The following is a 20,021-nucleotide window of genomic DNA, read 5'->3' on the forward strand; positions in this document are numbered from 1 at the left end:
AAAACTACTTCTCCATAGTCTATTGTCTATTTTTTTATATGGTGTTTCAAGGAGATTTTTTAGAAAATGATAAATATTTAATATGTTTTTTTTAATAATCACTTATTATTGCCATTTTGTTCATTTTAATAGGTATATTCGCTCAGTTTACTTATTTATTTGATATTTCAGAATATTTAAATTAATATAACTGAAAAATTATTTATATTTTTTTATCTCAAATTTTAGAAGAAAAATAAGTTTAGAGACATCTAATTAAAAAGTCGCATTCCCCCTTGATACACCTATGTATTTCAGCATACATTTTAATCGGAAAAGTAAGAAATAATATACGCTCAAACAAAAATACAATATTTAAAAGATTCATACTATTATTGCGTAGTATTATTGAACTATGTTACAATACGAAATAAATCCTCAGGTAATAGGATAATTTTTCCAATATAATTAAAAAGTTTTTAACAAGAAATAGATTACTAGTATTCTAAAGTATTTATCTCTATCAATGAATTTGGGAATTAGTTAAACTCTCCCGCTTCAAATTTATTAATTACTGCACACAATTTTGTTTTACGCGCAGTTATTTACAAAAAATACAGATTATTCACAAAAAGGGGGAGTCATGAATGAATGCATTTTTTAGGAAAAAGTCTATTGAACAGCTTCAACTGGATGGGGCAAAAAACACTGGACTTAATCGCGTTTTAGGCTTATGGCAACTGACTGCCATTGGTTTAGGAGGTATTATAGGTGTTGGTATCTTCGTATTAACTGGTGTGGCAGCATCTAAACATGCTGGTCCAGCAGTACTTTTGTCTTTTATTATTGCAGGATTAGCTAGCGCTGCAGCAGCATTGTGTTATGCAGAATTTGCTGGTTTAATACCGGTGGCTGGAAGTGCCTATACTTATAGTTATGCTGTTTTGGGAGAAGGAACCGCATGGCTAATTGGATGGGATTTGTTACTTGAGTATGCACTAGTTGTCGCTGTAGTCGCGATTGGTTGGTCAGGCTATATGCAGGAGTTTTTATTACAAATAGGTGTTCACATTCCTGTATGGGCACAAGGTGCTCCTGGTTCTGGAGCAGGTCACAAAGTCGACTTAATAGCAGTTTTAGTTAGTTTTGGTATTGCAGGCTTACTTACATTAGGAACCGAAATGGGTTCAAAATTTAATTCATTAATGGTTATCATTAAATTAGGTATTATTCTTTTAGTTATTGGCGTAGGAAGCTTTCATATCAATACTGCTAACTGGCACCCATTCATGCCTTTTGGTTTCCATGGCGTAATGAGTGGAGCAGCTCTAGTATTCTTTGCTGTATTCGGTTATGACACGCTAACTACAGCAGCAGAGGAAGCAAAAAGACCGCAACGTGATTTACCACTAGCAGTCATCATATCGTTAGGCGTTGCTTTATGCTTGTATGTTGCAATGTCACTTATTATTACAGGAATGGCTCCATATGAAACACTTAATAACGCAGCACCTGTAGCAAAAGCATTTAGTAATATTGGCATGAAATGGATTACTCTAATTATCTCTGCCGCTGCAATTACAGGGATTCTATCAGTATTGTTCTCATTTATGCTTGCCGGATCACGAATTTGGTTCTCAATGAGTCGTGATGGTTTATTACCAAAATGGTTTACAAAGTTACATCCAAAATATAAAACACCTTATCGTCCTACTTTACTAATTGGGTTAATTACTGCATTTGTAGCAGGCTTTACTCCAATCAATGAAGTAGCTGAGTTAGTTAATATCGGTACATTAACAGCATTTATCTTAATTTGTTCTTCAATTATTGTATTACGTGTAAAACGTCCTGATTTAAAAAGAGGATTCAAAACACCATTAGTTCCAATTATCCCACTAATCGGTATCGGGTTCTCGGCATATTTAATTGCTAGTCTTCCAAAGATTACATTTATTAGATTTATCGTATGGATGGTGATCGGACTTATTGTTTACGCGTTATATGGTAAGAAGAGAAGTGTTTTAGGGAAGGATCAACAAGATCATAAAACTAAAATAAGCTAAATTTATTTCAAAAGCTTATAACGAATGAAAACCACGAGGAGATTAATTCCCTCGTGGTTTTATGCTTTCTATGAGTAACTATTTTTTATATTTTTACCTTTTTACTTACTCATGAACCCTTTATGAGTAACACTTTCGTAGATTTCTACTCTTTTACTTACTCATGAACCTTCTATGAGTAACACTTTTATAGATTTCTGCTCTATTACTTACTCATGAACCCTTTATGAGTAACTGTTTTTCATTTTTCTACCTTTTTACTTCCTCATGAACACTCTATGAGTAACACTTTTATAGATTTCTCCTCTTTTACTTACTCATGAACCATTTATGAGTAACACTTTCGTAGATTTCTCCTCTTTTACTTACTCATGAACACTCTATGAGTAACACTTTCGTAGATTTCTGCTCTTTTACTTACTCATGAGCACTCTATGAGTAACACTTTTATAGATTTTTGCTCTTCTACTTACTCATGAACACTCTATGAGTAACACTTTCGTAGATTTCTCCTCTTTTACTTACTCATGAACACTCTATGAGTAACCATTTTTCATATTTCCACCTTTTTACGTACTCATGGCCTTACCTGAGTAACCATTTTTCATATTCACTGTAATTTACGATCGCGTGAATCGATCACTAGTAACTTCAATTCTTTTTTCAATATTACCTAGGTTTTCTTTAAACACACTAAAACCACAAGGAGATTTATTCCCTCGTGGTTTTTCTGTGCTTCAAACGACTTATTCCTCGCTCAAATAAAAAAAGCATGCACCCGGTATTGTACCAGATACATGCTCTTGGATTATCTATTATTGGTAAAACTTCGAGTATTCAAAGTTCAAAGCTTATTTTCTAGCTCCGTCTTTTCCAACTTTATATTTACCAACTTTAGTATTTACAGCCATTACGCCTGATTTGTTGAAGTAATAATATTTACCACTTATTTTTTTCCAGCCATTGTTAAATCTTGATCCATCGCTGTTTAAGTAGTATTTTTTACCACTTACTGTTAACCAACCAGTTTTTACTACACCGTTTTTATCGAAGTAGTAGTATTTGCCACTAATTGATTTCCAGCCATTGCTGAATCGTGAACCATCGCTGTTTAAGTAATATTTCTTACCACTTACTGTTAACCAACCTGTTTTCATTACGCCAGATTTATCGAAGTAGTAGTATTTGCCACTAATTGATTTCCAGCCATTGCTGAATCTTGAACCGTCGCTGTTTAAGTAATACTTCTTGCCACTTACTGATAACCAACCAGCTTTTGCTTTCACACCAGTTGAATTGAAGTAGTAAGTTTTTCCTGAGATTACATTCCAGCCAGTAACTTTTTCACCTTTACTGTTTAAATAGTAAGTGTCTTTACCATCGTTTAACCAACCAGTTTGCATGTAGCCATCTTTATTAAAGTAGTACCACTTGCCACTATTGTTTAACCAACCAATGTGTAAAGTACCATCTTTGTCTGCATAAACCATTTTAGAACCAACTTGTTTCCAAGCTTTGCGTAATAAACCTGATTTTGCATCAAAGTATGCTTTATCACCGTATAAGTTGAAGATACCAGATTGCGCTACACCTTTTGAATCAAAGTAGAAGTACGTATTGTTTTCTGGAACAAACGTGATGTCTGTTGCCATTGAACCGCCTTCGTCAAAGTAATAGCGTTTTCCACTTAAATCTAACCAACCAGTTTTCATTACACCAGTAGATGGGTCGAAGTAGTAAGTAGATACCCAAGTGTAATCGTCTTCTGTTTGTTTTAGCTCTAAGAAGCCTTTGTGCATTTTACCATCTTCGTCGTAGTAGTAAACTTTATTATCGTCATTAACTACCCAACCAGTTGTTTTTGGAGCATCTGCACGATTAATTACTACTTCCTTCACTGTTTCATTACCAGCAAGGTCAGTCGCTCTTAACGTAATTTTGTTTTCTCCCTCTTTTAAAGGAACAGTTACTTTGTAATCTTTATTTAGTGGTTTAACAACATCCACTGGGCTAATTAATGGTACTTCAAATTCGTGGTTTTCACCAACGTAGAAGTTTAAGTAGCTATAGTTATCTTTTAAGTTTACATTGAATGACACTTGATCTACGTTTTTATCAACGCGAGCAGGTGCATCTGTAGTGATTTCTGCTGCATGTGTATCAATATAAACGTGACGAGCAACTGAGAAGCTCTTATTCGCAAAGTCTGTTGCTTCAACTTGTACAGTGTAAGGACCATCTTGGTCAAACGTTACAGTTGTTGAATAGTTGTAGTGGTCAGTCTTCGCATCATAAGTAACTGGAACTTCTTTTCCATTAACTTTAACTGCTTTAATACCAATTTCATCTGTTACGAAACCTTTAACTGGAACTTTATTGTCACTATATGCTCCCCATGGTTCTGGAGAATTTGGAACATAACCGCCTTTACCATCTGATGTACCGTCAGTAATGTACACTAATGGAAGATCTACGTCACCAATTGCCGCAGTATCTTCTGCTGCATTACCTGCGTAGTCCATTGCAACTACTTCAACTACTGATTTATCAGGAGCTGTCGATAAATCAAATGATGATTTTGTAGAGTCAGTTGTTCCTTGAAGAGTTCCATTTACAAAGACACCATAAACTTGAACTCCAGTTCCATCATCTGAACCTTCCCAAGTTACAACTTTTTTATCTGGATCGTAAGTTGCTTTAATACTTGGAGCGTGAGTATCAACGTAAACAGGGATTGTCTTAGATTGCCACTCTGCATCTTTATAGCCAATTACAGATTTAATCTCATATTTATATAAACCGTCAGGAACTACTTGACCGTTTACTTTACCATCCCAAATAGTTGACTCACTATCCTTCATGATCTGGCCTTTACCATTATCATAAGCATTTTTAGTAACATCTGATTGAGCAGATAAACGACGAAGGAATTTGCCGTTGTTATCAAGGATGTTATATTGTACTTCTGAAGCATTTCTTAAGAATGATGGAAGTGCATTGATATCGTCAGCGAATCCATCTGTGTTTGGTGATAACGCATAGAAGTTTTTACCAGGAACAGAATTGTAGAAGTAATTATCACCATCACGTGTCATATCATGAGCGCCTGAACCATAAAGCTTTTGTAAATTGAAATAACGTGTTTCACCAAGATCTTTCGTTCCATCAACGATTGGCAGTTTATCCCACTCACCGTAGTAGCCTACGTATGGAGCCGTTAAGTTTGGATTTCCAACTGTACCGATAAGATTTACTGAACCTTCAACAAAAATATTGTCATGAAGAGCTTTAGTAGCTGGTTTACCATCTTTATCGAATCCTGGAATAGTTGCATTCGTTAAATCAACTTTTACAGTGAAATCAACTGACTTCCCTGCAGGTACCATAACTGTATCAGGTGCATCGATTTTAACTCCATCAAGTTTACCCGTTTGAAGTTTATTACGATCAACGCCAGTAACTTGATCAAATTCATCAGTTAGTGCAGTTGTATCTACTTTGTAGAATGCATCTTTATCAGAAATATTTTTAGCAGTGAAAGTCATTGAAACTTGTTTAGATTGGAAATCTTTCAATTCGTACTTTGCTTCACCTGTTGACTTATTATAGAAATAAACTGGTGTTTTAACTGCATTTTCGATTTGCATCATACCAGCACCTTGACGGCGTGGAGAGTACGGATGACCATCTAAATCGTTTATAACTTTAGCTGTATTCATTAATAATACTTTTGCTAAATGAGTACGCTCGCTAACACTTAAAGAGCTAAAGCGTGTATCATTTTTTAAGTACTCTTGTACTAATGCAGAACCACCAGCTACGTGTGGAGCTGCCATTGAAGTACCACTCATTACTTCATATTGGTTGTTATTAACAGTTGAGTAAATATTTCCACCTGGAGCAGTGATTTCAGGTTTTAACTCAAGACTTGGTGTAACACCCCATGAAGTAAAGCTTGTCATACGGCCCATTTCAGGACTTTCATTTTTAGCTGTTTGGTTAACATGGATTGTTCCTGAACCATTAATTGCGTTCGCTAATGCTACTCCATCTGCATAAGAGTTAACAAGCATGATTGGAACATCCCAACCGCCTTGGTCAGCATATTGAACTCCGTTTGTCGCATTCCATACGATAATACCAGCAGCACCCGCTTGAGCAGCATACTTCGTCTTATCTGCAAAAGTATATGAACCACGCGCCACTAATACTATTTTCCCTTTAACATCTACACCTTTATAATCATCTGGTCCACCTAATTTGTAGCTTCCATCACCGTTTTTACCTAGGTTTACAACTGGAATATTTCCACCAAATTTATCTGATAGATCTTTCCAACCATCAATACCTTTTCCTAGGACACTTAAACTATTATTTCCATCAACAGTGATCGCATTTTCATATAGATAAGCTTCATTTCCAGAAGCAGCTACTGAAATTGTATCTTTGTTAAGACCAGGCGCACCTGTTACACCGATATCAGGATTTTGTGACAATGGATTATCCCATCCGTAACCAATATGATTTGAGTTACCAGAAGAAACAGCACATACAATACCGTTGTCAACTGCACGAGTAATCGCAAGATCCTCTGCACTATTTGGCTCATAAGAAGACGCTACTGAACCAAGACTCATGTTTAATACATCAGCACCTAGTTTAATAGAATCATCGATTGCTGCAAGATAAATATCTGACCATGTAGATGGGTAACTTGGGTCATTACTGAATACCTTCATCGCAAGAACTTGCGCTTCCGGTGCAACCCCTTTAATACCACCATTTGCTTCGTCACCGTTAGCAGCTGTAATACCTGCTACGTGCATACCGTGCATTGAAGCCCCTGGTCCAAGGTCTGTTACAATGCTGTTTTGGTCATAATAGTTATAACCATAAGGAACTTTGTCAGTGTAGAATTTACCTGGAAGTCCTTTATCTTTTACAAGCTGAGCTACTGAGTCTTTCGTTAAGTCCTCTTTTGAAGGGTCAGTTAACTTAAAGTCGCGGTGAGTAGGATCAATACCTGTATCGATAATTGAGATAACCATCCCTTTACCGTCATATCCAGTGTCTTTCCAAGTTTCCTTAGACTGGATAAATTGATGACTCTTCGTCATATCTGGCGTAGAAGGCTCTGCAGTAGGACGATTGTATTCGTTCGCTAAATAAACATTTTTTACACCTGAAGTAGCTTCAATTTTAGCTACGTCACCGTATTCAACTACACCACTGAAACCGTTAAATGCAGTTGAGAATTGTTTCTTATAGCTAATGCTAATTCCTTTTGATTGTAAATTTGATTTTACTGAGTTTTGTTGGCTTTCTACTGTAGCATAAAGACTAGATTTTTGACTTGCAGATAAGTCTTTAAATAATTTACCTTGTTTAGTTGCATATTCAACTGGAGATTGTCCATCAACTTCAACGATAACGCGCACTTTATCTGAAGCTTTTAAATTAGCACGATCAGCAGTTTCAGCTACGTTACTATTATTCTTTGTATTTAGATTCTTTGAATCTAGTTGTCTAAGTTGATCTAATTTTGACTGCAAATCACCAGGGCGGTAAGAAGCAGCTGACGTTGGTGCAACAAAAGCTAAATTAGAAAGAGCAAGTGCAGATGCTAAAGCATATGTCGTTACTTTACGATTCTTTTTGTTAGTCATTTCTCAATTTCCTCTCGAAAAATATAATTTTTAAATGAATAATAAAATAGATTAGTACAAAAACTTCCCCTGTTTTGTGCGCTAATTCGAGGAATCTCGACAAATTCATAGAATCGTTTCTCTATAAAGAACGTGTCAAAATACCCCTAACATTTTTTTCCAGATTTACCCCTTAATATCTCCCTTCATCTATACTGTTCCTATTAATACCCACACTTTTTTAATAATTCTTTAATAAAGTCTTTAAGTAAATAATAGATAATTTAAATAATTCTTTTTTTGAGTCGAAATTCCTTTATAAAATTCCTAATTTTTTTAATTTTTTTAAATTTTTTATTATTTTTAATAAGATTTTGTAAAATTTTGTATTAAATTAGCGTTTTTAGCTTATTTCTATAGATTTAAAGTTCTATATTCAGAATTCTTATAGATAAATATTCACAGAATGTTTAAAACTCAAACGAACCCCTTCGAGACTTTTTAGAAAACAAACTATTAAACTTCTGAATAAAAAGTATGTAGTGCATTTTGAGGAAATGAGTAGATAGTATCTCTAAATAAAAAAGGCAGCACCACATGATGGTCGCCACCTTAAGACATTTGTTTTATTTAAAGAACTTAGGTAAATATTGTTTATGTGCTTCAAGCATCTCGTCTACAATTGCTACAGCAAGTTTATCATTCGCTACAAGTGGATTAATCGTTAAAGCAAGAATTGCTTTTTCACGATTACCTTCTACAGCAGCCTCAATTGCCGTTTGTTCAAACGATTTAATCGTTTGAATTAAACCTCGAACAGGAACTGGTAATTCTCCCATTGTTAATGGAACTGGTCCATCTTTCGTGATCACACAACTTACTTCTACAGCACTATCATATGGTAAGCCTGAAATTGCTCCTTTATTCACCGTATTCAATGGTTGAATATCTCTTGTATCATTATAAATCGATGAGATTAATCGACATGCCGCATCAGAATAGTAAGCTCCACCACGTTCTTCTAACTCCGGTGGTTTTACATCTAGCGCTTCATCTTTATACTTTTCAAAAAGAGATGCTTCAATTTTTTGCACGACTTCTGCGCGTGTTTCGTTCGACTCAAAGTCTTTTAATGCTCTTTCTAGCATCTCAGATGTTTTGTAGTAGTAGTGGTGATATGAACAAGGAATGATATTAATTGCTTTAAGGAATTCAGGTGCCCACTCTTCTGCATCTATATTTTTTACAAAGCTTGCATTAGCTGGGTCCATAATCATTTCAAGTACTTGCTCTTTTACACTAACTCCATCTAAATAAACCTCTACTCCAAATACCATATGATTTAGGCCTGCAAAATCAATTCGTACGCGTGAGTGATCTACGTTTAAAAGTTTTGCAATACCCATTTCCATTCCGATCGGTATATTACAAAGACCTATAAATCTTTTAATATTTGAATATCTTAATGCCGCCTCAGTCACCATGCCTGCAGGGTTTGTAAAGTTTAGTATCCAAGCATTCGGGCATAGCTCTTCAACTTCATTACAAATATCTAAAATAACTGGAATTGTACGTAGTGCTTTAAACAATCCGCCTGCCCCATTTGTCTCTTGACCAATTACACCATGTTTAAGAGGAATTCTTTCATCAAGAGCACGAGCAGCTAGTTGTCCAACGCGAAGCTGTGTTGTAACAAAATCAGCATCCTTCAAAGCCTCACGACGATTATAAGAAAGATGAATTTCCATTGGAACTCCGGCCTTTTTGACCATACGTTTTGCTAAAGCACCAACTGTTTCTAATTTTTCACGACCTGCTTCTACGTCAACAAGCCAAAGTTCTGAAACTGGTATTTGTTCATAGCGGTTAATAATACCTTCAACCAGTTCTGGCGTGTAGCTTGAACCCCCGCCTATTGTAACAATTTTAAGTTTCTTAGACACTACTTTAGACCCCCTTCATACAAGTCAACGAACTCTTTTGCCATGTCTTTTACGGTCATTGCATTCATTAAGTGATCTTGTGCGTGAATCATTAAAAGTGAAATTTCCGTTGGAGTGCCACCAATCTCGGATTGAATAAGGGTTGTTTGAATGTGATGTGCTTCATTTAAAGCATCACCCGCTTCTTGCAATTTCTTATGTGCTAATACGAAGTCTTTTTTCTTTGCTGCTTTAATAGCTTCCATTGCTGCACTTCGGCCGTTACCACCATGTAAGATCAGTGTGAAAATTTCCGTTTCATTTTTAATCATAAAAATGACCTCCTCTCTTTTTTTATTAAAATTTTTTATTGTATACCTCTCGTTTAAGGCAATCATCGTAAATTGCTTGAATAAAGAGAAGAAGAGTCACTTCTCAATAATTAAGACTACTTGTTTTTAATTAATTCGATGGCTTGTTCTAAGATCGCTTCACCATCACACATGCCATAATTCATCATATTAATTACTTCAACCGGAATATTTTTTTCTCCACAGATTTCTTCCATTTCTTCTAAAAGGAAACGTACTTGTGGTCCTAGTAATAACACATCAGCCTCATCGATTTCTGAACGAACAACTGATTCAGAAACTGCCCAAATACGTGCTGTAATTCCATTTGATTCCGCAACTTTTTCCATTTTTGAAACGATTAGACTAGTTGACATTCCAGCAGCACAGCAAAGTAAAATATTCATGATAATTTCCTCTTTCTTTAGTAAGTTTTTATTATTCGTTCTTATTAATAACGACAAAGCGTCCGATTCGATCGTGTACAGCTAAAGATTTTTTATTAGCAAACATGCTAATAACGGATAAAAAGAATGGGAAACCTTGAAAAATAAACATCGTCAAAAATTTAAAGAAACTTCTAACAATCACTAGTAATATATAAGGTAACTTTCCTTTTTTGTTATTCATTCGTGTTAACTTTAATCGGAAGATTTTCTTTCCAATTGTCGATCCTCTTAATAATAAAGTTGTTACAACGTCATAGCAAAAATAGATTATAAGCGATTGTAGAAACGCTTCATTAAAAAGAGCCATTACCTTTACCGCAACATCTTGACTAGCTGTAGATTTTTGAAGCTCTATCATATTTGCAAGAACTCCTGGAAAGTTTGGCAGTCCCGTTATTCTATATACAATAGACAAGATGATTGAAACAATTATTGCATCAATGATAAAGGCACCTATTCTTTTTAATCGAAACGAAGTAATAATTTTTTGTCGATTTTCCATAGTTGTAGTCCCTTCTAATCAATAATCCGTTTTTTAAAGACCTATCAAATCATCGAAATGATTTGGGTGCCATTCATGAATCGGATGACACCCGAAAGGAGATCGGCTTAAAATTAATTTTTAGCTTTCTCCAATTCTAAATTTTTCTTATCCCACATACGAATGAATGGGAACCAAATAAGTGATGCTACTGCAAAAGCGACTAATTGCATAACTACACCCATAATTTTTCCACCCGTCATAAGATATCCACTTATGAAATACGGGGTTGTCCAAGGAATAATTGTTCCTGTTGTATGTGGGAAAATTCCCATCGCTGTACCAAAATACGTAACCGTTAACACTGCTACTGGTGCAAGAATATAAGGAACAATTAAAAATGGATTTAAAACGATTGGAACACCAAACATTATTGGTTCATTAACGTTAAATATCGAAGGTCCAATTGCTAGACGTCCTACCTTCTTAAGTAGTTTTGACTTCGCTAAAAACGTCATATAGATTGCTACCGGTAAAGTAGCACCTGATCCACCCATCCAGATTCCATTTTCATAGAATGTATACGTAATGATATGTGGTAGTGCTTTACCAGCTTTTACTGCTGCTAAGTTAGCATCAGCATTTTGTATCCAAATTGGTTCCATAACCGATGTAATGATTGATGAACCGTGGATACCAAAGCTCCATAATAGATGTTCCATTAAACACGCGACAAGCGTACCAATATAAGTTGAACCTAAAATTGTAAATGGTCGTGTCACAACTTTATGAACAAAAGTTGCAAAATCTCCCCAACCTGTATGACTAAATCCATATCTAACTAGTAAGAAGAAAAGAATAATCACAAAACCAGGAATAAGAGCCGTAAATGAACGAGAAACCGATGGCGGTACCGTGTCTGGTAATGTAATAATGATCTTCTTTTGTAAGAAGAAACGATAAATTTCAGCAGTAATAATTGCAATGATTAATCCAACGAACAAGTATTGTGCACCAAAAAGATCGGGTGACCAAGCCGATACAGTTTCCTTACCGACTTTAAAAGTGCTCATAATGTTAACAATTAAATAACTTGCTAACGCTAATACTCCGGCTGGAACTCCGTCTATATTCTTTTTATCGACCTTATAGCTACTAGCTAACGAGTATGCAACACCAAATACTGCTACTAAGGCGATAATGCCCATTGAACCGTTATATACGATGTCTCCAAAAGCATTCCAATTTTCACCAAATACTTTTGACATAAAGTTTTGATACCAATCTGCTTCTAACCAAGCTACGATAATGAAAAATGAACCAATAATCATTAGTGGCATTGCAAACATAATACCGTCACGTAAAGCTAGTAAGTGTCTTTGATTACCTATTTTAGAAGCAATCGGTAAGAATTTTCTTTCAAAAAAATTACTTTTCATTTTTCTCACCTCTCTGAGGATTAAGGATCTTAGTAAATTTGGAAATTCCTTTTCTACTAAGATCCTTGGAATTTATTCAATAATATTTAGTTTTTTACTTACAATTTATAGCTTGTATTTAACAACTGTTGTGTAATTTCCGTAAACCTTCACTTTACCAACTAGAGTATAAGCACGAACTTTAAAGTAATAAGTTTTACCTTTGACTAGTCCTGTTGCAGTATATGTTCCTGAAGTAGTTGTTTTTGTCACTTTATCAGAGAAGTCACTCTTCGTTGCGCGAACAATTTCATATCCAGAAACACCGCTTACTGAAGCCCAGTTTACTTTAACTGAAGTTGTACTTGCTTTTGCTGCTTTTAAACCTGTTGGCGTAGCAACCGTCCATTTTGCGTAAAGTGTTGTATTTGCTGTTACTTTATCAGTCGTAAAGTTCCATGCTGTTTTAAGTGCAGCATCTTTGTACCATCCAGCGAAGACAAATCCTTTTCTTGTTGGATTAGCTGGTTTTGTAACAACAGAATTATAGTTTACTGTTTTAGCAGTAACTGCAGATCCACCATTACTATTAAATGTAGCCGTGTACTTGTTAATATTCCACTTAGCATAAAGAGTAGTTGATGCTGTTACTTGATCAGTTGCAAAGTTCCATGCTTGTGTACCTGCTACATCTTTATACCAGCCAACGAATGTATAGCCTGTTTTTGTTGGTTTTGGAGATGTAATCGAATCATTGTAACTAACAATCTGTGAATCTACTGAAGATCCACCTTGAGAATCAAATGCAACTGTTTGTTTTGCATTTTTAGATACTGTGCGTTCGTAAACCATCACATGGCTATCATTTGCAAAAGCAGGATCTCCATCTAGTGTCATACCAGAATATACTACTGTTGCAGTGATATTAGCTGGCTTGTCTGTTTTGTACGTAACTTTTCCATCATTATCGACAGTAACGTCGTCTGGTGAAGATGACTCGTAACTAACTTCTACATATTTATTTCCTTCTTCATTTAATCCTGATTCAGCCATTGCATTTTTTAACCAAGTTGGATATGCGAAAGAATTTTTATCAAGTTCAGCTGGAGCAATTTTTTCTCCTGTTGTCATCGGGTCTACAACTTTGATTGTATATGTTACTTTTTTCGGTGTTCTAAAGAACCCATCAATTGTATAGCCAGTAACAGTCACTGTACCTGGTTTTAAAGCAGTTGCGTATGCACCATAGTGCTCACCATCAACACTAATTCCAGTAGCATCTACATTTCCTACTTCATCGTAAGCCGCTAAATTTCTTAAGTCGATTACTGAAGAAACATTTGAATCAGCATTGATTTGCGATGGTGTTCCATTGCTATATCCTGCTAGATCCCAAGCATTCGTTAACCATGCTACGTTTTTCGTATAACCTGTCGCTTTAGCATCCAACTTAACTGAGTCACCTACATTAATCGTGAATGTATGTGTATCCTCATTATATTTAGCGTTTGGATTCATAGCCGCTACATTAGTTGGGTAGTCTAAGCTTTCTGTACCGTTATTTACAGGTGCTGTAACTTTTGAACCTAAATCGTCTACATAAGCAGCATCCTCAGGGTTTTGCGTTAACCAATAAGGCATAGATGTTACAGTTGAAGATTCCATTGATGTGCTGTTACCTGAATCAATTGTTCTTCGATCCATCGTTCCGAAAATGTTTGTATTGTATTTAGACATCATTATTTCATCACGTGGAATAAGTTGGTCAACCATTAAATCTGGTGTAACATGTGTTACGTCATTTCTATTGGCAGAAAGAACATCCCAGTTTACGAAGTTGTTTGGAATACGCGTCATTTGCCATGTTGAACCTGCTAGGTCAACAGTTGAGTTTGCGATACTAAATCCTTTATCTTTCATTGCACCTAAAGAAGCTGCGTAGAAAGTTGACATAAATGGATTTTTCTCTCTTTTTTCGTTAAACCACCATTGGTTCATGCCTTGTAAGATACCTTGAGAAGTTGATTTTTCAGCATGGTGAGATAACGTGTAGTATGATAATGCTGCTTCTTCTTCATCAGAATAGTTCATATATGCTTCGTAAGATACACCACTTACACCGATATCATCTCCGTTATGAGCCGAAATACCAAAGTATCTAGAGTGGTATTGCAATGACATATCCATTAGTGAAGTTGAGTTATATGACTTTGGATATCTTGTTTCGTAATCATTGTGTTCTGACTTTGTAGGCGCTTCCACACCATTCATCACTTTGTATTCGTTTGCAAAATCAAGTGGAGCAATTACTGCAACGCCTTGGTTTTCAAGTGCAGCTTTTTCTTCTGGAGTATAGTTACCCATATCTCTTGCAGCTACAAGCATTTGTAATGCTAATGTTGCATTTAATGGACCATCTTCATAATCATTTCTACCCCATGCATTTGATACACCATCAAGGAATTCCGGATTTAAATTTGCCCATTTAGTCGGAGCTGAAGGAGCATTTAATCCATTTCCAGGAGCAACTCCATTGAAACGAGATTCAATTGGGTTTTCTCCAGTAACACTTACTTGGTAATAGTTGTTTAACACCATAGCATTTGTATGGTTAATTAAATCATTTTTCACAAGAGCCGCTAATTCAGGATCGCTATCTTTGAATGTGTTATAAGCAAGGTCTAATGTGAAATAGTGACCAACTAGTTCATCTGTCGAGGTAGTTGCTTTATAAAAGACTTTATCTGAGTCTAATGCTTTTGTAGCATCATCTAGACCAGGGTTTTGATCTCTTACAATATTTGTTAAGCGTGATGGTACTGCAACAGTGTCATATGCTTTAATGCCTGCAGTTCCTCCATTTATTTTGCCAGGAACAGAATATTTAACTTCTTTATTATTTGCATCTGTTGTAGTTCCTGCGCTTTTTTGTAGCCAAGCTTGATCCCATGACTTACTTTCTGCAGTTGTAGAACCATTATTACTACCATCTACTTTGTATGATCTTGCAAAGAAACCAGCAGAAGCAGGTTTTCCTGTATCAGTTAATGTATAATTTCCATCTTGATCAACGAAAACAGGTTTTCCTTCATTTGTTGCAAGCCAAGCCTTACCTTCATCAATTGTCGTTACTTTTCCTCCAAGTGAGTTAACGATATATACAACGTCATTTACATTGTCTTTTGAAGGTACTTTTAACTGCATTCCAGAAACATAACCTAGTGTTACGATCGCTTCAACAGCACGAATAGCAGAAGCTTTTGCGTCGATTGTTCTAGCATCTTTTTCACCAAAGTTTTCTTTCATGTAGTTGTATCTCCAAATTTCACCTGAAGCGTACATCGTAGTCCATAATCCGTCATTATCTGTATCAGAAACTGAAGTTATCGCATCTTTATCGGCAGTCATAAGTGCTTTAATCATATTATTTTGATCAGAAAAGCTCATAGATCCAGATTGGAATCCGAATCGGTCTGCATAGTTTCTAGAAATTTCTTCCTGAACTAATGATTTACCCATTAGTGACATTTGCTTTCTTACTATATGAGTGGCATTTCCTTTTGCACCTAAAATCCAAAGTCCATTATTACCATCAGGCATTATGTTCGTAATGACCTCTTTAGCGTTAAATTGAGTTGGATTACCGTTTTTATCAATTCCAGATCCTGAATTTTCACCAGTTTGCGGAATATATCTTCCACCTTGCAAATATTGAATTTGATCAGCCGGTGCTAAGTTCGGGTCATATAAAGTAATTGCATCTGATACAATACCAGTCGTGATCGGATGATCTTTTTCATCACCAAAGTTAACATTACCGTTAGATCTAAATAAAGTATCTTTTGAAATTAACCATTTCACACCATTTTCCCCATTAACATAGCCAACATAGCTTTTAGATGGGAATTTAGTTCCAGATGGTGCAGTTGGAATGTGGCTTGTCTTCCAAGTTGTAGAAGCAAGAGAAGCTGGAATATTTGAGTCGCCCGCTTTATAGTAGTAAACAAGCTTTTCTAGATTAGTATGTGATTGTGTCTCTATTACAGAAACCGTAATGTTCACCGTTGCAGGATTACCACTTCCATCTACTCCAGTACCAGTGATAATTGCAGAACCACCAGATACTCCTAGAATTTTCCCGCTAAAATCTCCCTTTGCATTACCGATTGTATCGACATAAGCAACGTAAGGATCAGAAGTTGTCCATTTTACTGGTTTAGTAGTATCTAAACCACTTGGTTTCGCATGAGTGATTTGTGTAGTATTCATAAAAATCTTAGTGCCAGTTGAAGTTGGCGCTACTGATTGAGTTGAAATAGTCGGTGCAGCTTTTGCAATAACACCATTAATAGGTGATGCAAACATTGATGCTGCTAATACTGAAGCTGGAAGAGCTCTACCAAAAAGCCATTTATTTCTTTTCATTTATCTTCCTCCAAATAATTTATCTTTTTTTGATTAATATATTGTCTTCTAAAATCTTATCTCTCTTTTTAAAAATACTTACAGACCGAACGTTCCCCCACTTATTTCAGTGCATTTCTTATCATTAGGAACCATACTGAAATAAAATTTTTGAAATTTCGTACTGGAAATCGTTGAAATTATTTGACTTTAATACTTTCTGCTTCGCTTCGGGATGATCCATCAAATGTAAAAATAATCGACTTAACTCTTTGTGTAAAAATAAGTCTCCAGCGCGTAGGTTTATTAAAAATAGAATTTGTACGACTTTTCCGTCAATTGTCGGCGGATTTTTAAATATAACGACACTGATTGAGTCTTGAATCGCAACCATTTTTAAAGCGTGTGGTGCGGCAATTCCATTTTGCAGGATCGTTGATATTTTTTCTTCTCGGTCGACTACTAAATCAGGGTAGTCAGGTGATGCATAACCTAGTTCAACAACTCTATTTGCCTTTTCTTTTATAAAAGCTTTGTAGTCGAATGACTCTTTACTTTCTTCAATCGAAAACAAATCATTATGAAACAGTGATAAGAGCGTTGGTACATCTTCTTTAACTTTATTAGCTGGATATCTTGTAAGCTTGCGTCGGATTCTCTGGACATCCGTTTCTGTTAGGATTGGTGCTACCTGAATATACGGAATTGAAATATGAACAAAAGGTATTGCAGTCGATGATACTAATAAATCATAGTTTTCTAGATTCACTGATTGGAGCTCGCTATACACAACAACCTCAATAGTCGCTCCTTGAAATAGTGACTCTAGTTTCATTTTCATTAAGTCCGCTGAGCCTGCACCTAATCCGTACGAAAGTAGAATTTTCTTATAGGAACTTAATTGTTTTTGTTTCTCTCTTTCCACATGGGCTGCAAGATGCATTGTTATATAGCCCATTTCGTCGCTGGAAAGTTCAAATCCCCATATTTCCTTTATCATTTCAGAAAAATTTAAAGCAATCATGAACACATCGGAATACCTACTGTATACATCATCTATCAATGGATTTGTAAGCTTTAAATTGAAATATAACCTTCTTAACAACGGATACATATGCATGATAAGCGTATTCAAAAGCTGCTGATCACCTGAAAACTGCGTAAAGAATGTTTGATCTAATTTTTCCAAACAATTCTTAAGTTTTTGTTCTAAATCATTCTTTTCTTCTTCCTCAATTTCGTCTACACTCGATTTCCCACTTATGTGAGCAGCTAAATAAATAATCTCACTCTGTGGTAGTACGACATGATAAAGCTCAGAAAGAATCTCACAAATTCTTTTAGCAATATTCATAAACGATGGCTTGATTAGAGATAAATCTAACTTCTTCTCTTGATTAGGCAAGATAAAGTTGTGTTGAGTTACTCGAAACGAAAGTACTTGGATATGAACTAAAATGTTTTCAAGTGCAAAATAACTTATTTTCAAGTGGTTATTTTGAACTTCTTCATTCAAGACAGCCCGAATTTCCTCAAAAGGAAACGCTTTCTCAAAAGTTTGATAATTTGATTTCTTTAACAGCCCTGTTTCTTTTTGACTTAAGAAGTAAGAAAATGCTCTTCTAAAATTTGTTTCGTCACCTATTAGACGAACACCATAGCGCGATTTTGTTTCTACTTTTAAATCAAAAATTCTAACTTGCTTTTCAACTTCAATCATGTCGCTAAAAACTGTTGATCTACTGATCATTAGACTATCAGCAAACAGATCAATCGTTTGAAATTCTGTCGTTTGAAGCAGAAGCATAATAATATTGTTCACACGAACACGAGGTAAGTCAGGAGCAAGTGCACCGTCAATTTCTTTCATATAGTTTTGGACCAGCTCTTGGTTTTCTACATGAAGTAAATAGCCTTCACCGCGTTTTTTTTGAATCACAAATCCAGACTTTTCTCCGATTACATTTAATTCTTTCAACTCGTTTCGTAAAGTCCGATTTGAAATTGCAAATTCTGATTCAAGTTCCTGTGACGAAAGTGACTTTCCTTTTTGATACAAATATTGCAATATTAAATCTCTTCGCATACATTACCTCACCACCCTAGATCCTGCTAATCTAGTAATTTTAGTTTACTTTTCATCAAATCTATTTAACAGTTTGAATTTTTCCAATATAGTTCGCAATTTATATATAAATACGTCTAGGTCATATGTTTAAAGTGACGTATGTACCGTCATTGCTATAATACGACTTTAGACCTACGGGAAAATAGAGGTACTTTTTACTAACGCCAATCAGTTTAATTAATTTTGTATACAAATAAAATTCATATTACTTATAAAAGCGCTTGGATAAAGGGATTCACTATTTAACTGTTTTAAGTATTTCTTAACGACGTATTAGAAATTCCGTAATACGGTACTCCTCCTTAAAACCTATGTGCATAAAAAAAAGCGCTCCATAAACTGGAAACGCAATAGATGATCGATATGATTTTAAACAAGCTAATCGAATTCATTTCATTTAATTTTTGAATACAAAATGTAAATTACATTAACACTTAGCTCTTAACATTACACTCCATAGTACTTTGCAAACAGCTCTTTATTCCATTCATCTCCACCGTCAACATTAGAGCTCTTAAATACTGGCGGTACAAGTCCTGCTTGATGATATTTTTTCGCAAGCATTATCGACATCGTCTGAGCTACAAATGCTCCTGCTATCGTTGAAGTCGCTCCCATTCCTGTTTTTGCTTCTTCTACATAAAAAGCAGCATCTCCAGGGCCAGTACAATTATTAACGACTATATCACTAAAGTCACAAAGGTACTTCCCACTACTATGTCTTGATTTTGAGTCTTTCGGATGATCAGGATTTGTAAACGCAATAACCTTTGCACCACATTCCTGTGTCATTTTTGCAAGTTCCACTGTCATTCCATTTCTTCCCGAGTTTGAAGCAATGACGAGTACATCCTTTGAGGTAATTTTGTATAAATCAAAAATTACTTTTGCATAAGCTTCTACACGTTCAATCACAGTGCTTTTTAAAGGATGATCATGTAAAAAGAATTCGTTCGGTAAAATAGGAGAAACTTTGGCAAATCCGCCCGCTCTTACATAAAATTCTTCTGCAAACATATGTGAGTGACCCGAACCAGTAACAAGGAAACGCCCTCCGTTTTGAATTGCTTCAAAAATACATGTTGCAGCTTCATCCATTTTTTGAATTTGAGTCGTATATAGCTTTTCAAGATTTGCCGTCACATATTTAAAATAATTTTCCATCATTCTATACCTTCT

At 35.4% G+C, this 20,021-nt stretch carries 10 protein-coding genes; 1 reads left to right on the forward strand and 9 read right to left on the reverse strand.

Annotated features, from left to right (window positions below; all coding sequences use genetic code 11):
* Window positions 1-626 precede the first annotated feature (626 nt).
* Entirely contained in the window at window positions 627-2,045 is a 1,419-nt protein-coding gene (locus tag CN601_RS21355; RefSeq protein ID WP_098172285.1) for an amino acid permease, read from the forward strand.
* Window positions 2,046-2,896: 851 nt separating this feature from the next.
* On the opposite strand, the gene CN601_RS21360 is transcribed toward CN601_RS21355, so the two are convergent.
* From CN601_RS21360 to CN601_RS21400, 9 genes are all read right to left on the reverse strand, one after another.
* Window positions 2,897-7,711: a S8 family serine peptidase gene (locus tag CN601_RS21360; RefSeq protein ID WP_098172286.1), complete on the reverse strand. Its 4,815-nt coding sequence runs from the start codon at window positions 7,709-7,711 to the stop codon at window positions 2,897-2,899.
* 605 nt (window positions 7,712-8,316) lie between these two features.
* Window positions 8,317-9,633 (reverse strand): 6-phospho-beta-glucosidase, encoded by a 1,317-nt coding sequence (locus CN601_RS21365; protein ID WP_098172287.1) that lies wholly within the window; start codon window positions 9,631-9,633, stop codon window positions 8,317-8,319.
* On the reverse strand, window positions 9,633-9,944 hold the full coding sequence (locus CN601_RS21370; RefSeq protein ID WP_098172288.1) for a PTS lactose/cellobiose transporter subunit IIA: 312 nt from the start codon (window positions 9,942-9,944) through the stop codon (window positions 9,633-9,635). The genes CN601_RS21365 and CN601_RS21370 overlap by 1 nt, the downstream gene beginning before the upstream one ends.
* A 116-nt stretch (window positions 9,945-10,060) precedes the next feature.
* Window positions 10,061-10,369, reverse strand: a complete 309-nt coding sequence (locus CN601_RS21375; protein ID WP_098118115.1) for a PTS sugar transporter subunit IIB — start codon at window positions 10,367-10,369, stop codon at window positions 10,061-10,063.
* A gap of 31 nt (window positions 10,370-10,400) precedes the next feature.
* Window positions 10,401-10,913 (reverse strand): RDD family protein, encoded by a 513-nt coding sequence (locus CN601_RS21380; protein ID WP_098172289.1) that lies wholly within the window; start codon window positions 10,911-10,913, stop codon window positions 10,401-10,403.
* A 113-nt stretch (window positions 10,914-11,026) separates the two neighbouring features.
* A complete protein-coding gene (gene celB, locus CN601_RS21385) occupies window positions 11,027-12,331 on the reverse strand; it encodes a PTS cellobiose transporter subunit IIC (protein ID WP_098118117.1) in 1,305 nt (434 codons plus the stop codon).
* Between the two features lie 105 nt (window positions 12,332-12,436).
* Window positions 12,437-16,735 carry an InlB B-repeat-containing protein gene (locus tag CN601_RS21390; RefSeq protein WP_098172290.1) on the reverse strand — a complete coding sequence of 1,433 codons (4,299 nt, stop codon included), beginning with the start codon at window positions 16,733-16,735 and terminating at the stop codon, window positions 12,437-12,439.
* Window positions 16,736-16,859: 124 nt separating this feature from the next.
* Complete coding sequence (locus CN601_RS21395) at window positions 16,860-18,800, reverse strand: BglG family transcription antiterminator (RefSeq protein ID WP_098172291.1); 1,941 nt, start codon at window positions 18,798-18,800, stop codon at window positions 16,860-16,862.
* Between the two features lie 489 nt (window positions 18,801-19,289).
* Window positions 19,290-20,009, reverse strand: coding sequence for an SIS domain-containing protein (locus CN601_RS21400; protein ID WP_218923253.1), 720 nt, complete (start codon window positions 20,007-20,009; stop codon window positions 19,290-19,292).
* Window positions 20,010-20,021: the final 12 nt, after the last annotated feature.

This window comes from Bacillus sp. AFS017336 (assembly GCF_002555445.1).
In the GTDB taxonomy this organism is placed as follows: domain Bacteria; phylum Bacillota; class Bacilli; order Bacillales; family Bacillaceae_G; genus Gottfriedia.

Coding starts and splice junctions, on each gene's coding strand:
- celB (WP_098118117.1), bottom strand. CDS start 12,331: ATGAAAAGTAATTTTTTTGAAAGAAAATTCTTACCGATTGCTTCTAAA.
- CN601_RS21395 (WP_098172291.1), bottom strand. CDS start 18,800: ATGCGAAGAGATTTAATATTGCAATATTTGTATCAAAAAGGAAAGTCA.
- CN601_RS21400 (WP_218923253.1), bottom strand. CDS start 20,009: ATGATGGAAAATTATTTTAAATATGTGACGGCAAATCTTGAAAAGCTA.
- CN601_RS21370 (WP_098172288.1), bottom strand. CDS start 9,944: ATGATTAAAAATGAAACGGAAATTTTCACACTGATCTTACATGGTGGT.
- CN601_RS21380 (WP_098172289.1), bottom strand. CDS start 10,913: ATGGAAAATCGACAAAAAATTATTACTTCGTTTCGATTAAAAAGAATA.
- CN601_RS21375 (WP_098118115.1), bottom strand. CDS start 10,369: ATGAATATTTTACTTTGCTGTGCTGCTGGAATGTCAACTAGTCTAATC.
- CN601_RS21355 (WP_098172285.1), top strand. CDS start 627: ATGAATGCATTTTTTAGGAAAAAGTCTATTGAACAGCTTCAACTGGAT.
- CN601_RS21390 (WP_098172290.1), bottom strand. CDS start 16,735: ATGAAAAGAAATAAATGGCTTTTTGGTAGAGCTCTTCCAGCTTCAGTA.
- CN601_RS21360 (WP_098172286.1), bottom strand. CDS start 7,711: ATGACTAACAAAAAGAATCGTAAAGTAACGACATATGCTTTAGCATCT.